The organism is Alphaproteobacteria bacterium, from assembly GCA_035625915.1.
Classification (GTDB): domain Bacteria; phylum Pseudomonadota; class Alphaproteobacteria; order JACZXZ01; family JACZXZ01; genus DATDHA01.
In genome coordinates this window covers 1-2,417 of record DASPOR010000072.1, presented here as the reverse complement: position 1 = coordinate 2,417, position 2,417 = coordinate 1, and the positions used below count along the sequence as shown (strand labels likewise).

Annotated in this window: 3 protein-coding genes; all 3 read right to left on the bottom strand. The window is 60.2% G+C overall.

What is annotated here, in order from left to right:
* Positions 1-269, bottom strand: a 269-nt coding sequence (locus VEJ16_06225; protein ID HYB09246.1) for a glycerate dehydrogenase, incomplete at its 3' end; no start/stop codon positions are given.
* 29 nt (positions 270-298) lie between these two features.
* The gene (glyA, locus tag VEJ16_06220) at positions 299-1,594 is read right to left on the bottom strand and encodes a serine hydroxymethyltransferase (protein ID HYB09245.1); all 1,296 of its coding nucleotides are present in this window, start codon (positions 1,592-1,594) and stop codon (positions 299-301) included.
* A gap of 193 nt (positions 1,595-1,787) precedes the next feature.
* Positions 1,788-2,417 (bottom strand): serine--glyoxylate aminotransferase (locus tag VEJ16_06215; GenBank protein HYB09244.1); only part of this gene is annotated, 630 nt, incomplete at its 5' end.

The window sequence follows — 2,417 nt, the reverse complement described above, 5'->3', positions numbered from 1 at the left end:
ATCGTAATGCCGGCTGTTCGGCAATAGTCCTTGTCGATGACGTCGGTGCCGGTCGCGGCGACCGCGATCAGCTTAAGTTTAGGTAATTGCGCCAGTGTCTCCTTTCGCATCGGGACTTTGTTGATGATCGCAATCGTAGCGTCCTTGAGCCGGTCAACGATCTCCTGGACGTGCGTAACCGCGTATTCGCGGTAGTCATGAGGGAAGTTTGGGATTCGCAGCCGGGCTTCCAGCGTCGCACGGTCAAGGAATACGATCGATTGGCGCATCGGCTCCGCTCCTCTCCCCGAGGCTGACCTCACGCCTCGGTATAGACCGGAAATGCATCGCAGAGCGACTGCACCTTAGTCGCGACCGCCGAGATGACGCCGACGTCATTTGGCGCCTCCAGAACATCGGCAACGAGATTGGCGACCCTCTTCGCCTCGGATTCGCCGAACCCTCGGGTCGTCATGGCCGCCGCTCCGACCCTCAGCCCGGAAGTCACCGCAGGCTTCTCCGGGTCATGCGGGATCGCATTCTTATTGATGGTGATCTGTGCGCGGCCGAGTGCGGCTTCCGCGTCTTTTCCGGTAATCTTCTTCGGTCTGAGATCGACGAGAAACATGTGTGAGTCGGTTCCGCCGGAGACGATCCGAAGGCCGCGCTCCGCCAGGACCCGCGCCATTGTGTGAGAATTGTCGAGGACCCGATTCTGATAATCCTTGAACTTGGGATCGAGCGCTTCCTTGAATGCCACCGCCTTAGCCGCGATCACATGCATCAGAGGGCCGCCCTGCAGCGCCGGAAACACGATCGAATTGAGCGCCTTCGCGTGCTGCTCGCCCGCGAGGATGAAGCCGCCGCGCGGGCCGCGGAGCGTCTTGTGGGTCGTACTGGTGACGAAGTCGGCGATGCCAACTGGATTGGGATAGAGTCGCGCCGCCACCAGGCCGGCATAGTGCGCCATGTCGACGAAGAGATAGGCGCCGACTGAATCCGCGATCTCGCGAAAGCGCCGCCAATCGATGACTCGCGAATAGGCCGACGCGCCGGCGACGATCATTTTCGGTTTGTGCTCGCTGGCAAGTCGTTGGACGCAGTCATAGTCGATCTCCTCCGTGTCAGGATGAAGTCCATATCCCACTGCATGAAACAGTTTGCCGCTCACATTGACCGACGCACCGTGAGTGAGATGACCGCCGTGCGCAAGAGACATACCGAGGATCGTGTCGCCGGGCTTGAGGACGGCCAGATACACAGCCTGATTGGCCTGCGATCCCGAGTGCGGCTGCACATTGGCGTACTCGGCGCCGAACAGTGTCTTGACGCGATCAATCGCTAATTGTTCGACGATGTCGACGAATTCGCAACCGCCATAGTAGCGCCTGCCTGGGTAACCCTCGGCGTATTTATTCGTTAGTTGCGACCCTTGTGCCTGCATCACTGCGGGGCTGACATAGTTTTCCGAGGCGATGAGCTCGATGTGATCGTGCTGGCGCCGGTGCTCGTCCTCGATCGCTTCCCACAGCACAGGGTCCACGGCTTGGATCGTATAGTCCGCACCGAACGCCGGCGTTGGCTCCGTCGCCGAAACTCGTTCGATAACTCTCATTGTGTATCCTCTCGTCTAAGCGCGAACCACCCCTTTGGCGCCGCGGTGGTGAAACACTTCGCTTTCCGTCGTGGGCTTGTCTTTGGTCATGACCGTTGCGCAAAAAGCGCAACAGTCGCCTTGCTGCCGAGGTTCGTCGAGCTCGCCCCGATGCCCGATGCGAAACAGAACTCGGGCTTCAGCGGAAGAAAATTTATTCGGCTGCTATCCGGACGGCCTGGCCGGCCTCGGAGAGATAGCGCACCGCCGCGCCAACGCCTGCACCCGGTTCGAATGGTATGCCGACGTCGCGCATCGCGAGTTCAACGCCGCCGAGGGTTTGCATGACCATGATCTCGTTAAGCCAACCGAGATGGCCGATGCGGAAAACCTTGCCATTGACCTTGTTGAGCCCAGTGCCGAGCGACAGATCATAACGGTAGTAGCCCCTCTTGATGACGTCATTGGCATCGAAGCCTTCCGGGACAACGACCGCTGTGACTGTGTCGGAGTGCCATTGCGGCCCTTGCGCGCATGTGCGCAAACCCCATCCTTCCACCGCAGCACGCACCGCGCTCGCCAGCCGTTTGTGGCGGGCGAAAACATTCTCCAAGCCCTCTTCGAGCAGCATGTCGACCGACGCCCGCAGGCCGCGCAACAGGGTCGTCGCCGGCGTATAAGGGAAATAGCCCTGTGCATTGGCCTTGATCATGTCGCGATAGTCGAAGAAGCAGCGCGGCAATTTCGCGGTTTCGCCTGCTTTCAACGCCTTTTGACTGACGCAGACGATGGCGAGACCCGTCGGCAGCATGAAGCCCTTCTGCGAGCCGGCCACCGCGATGTC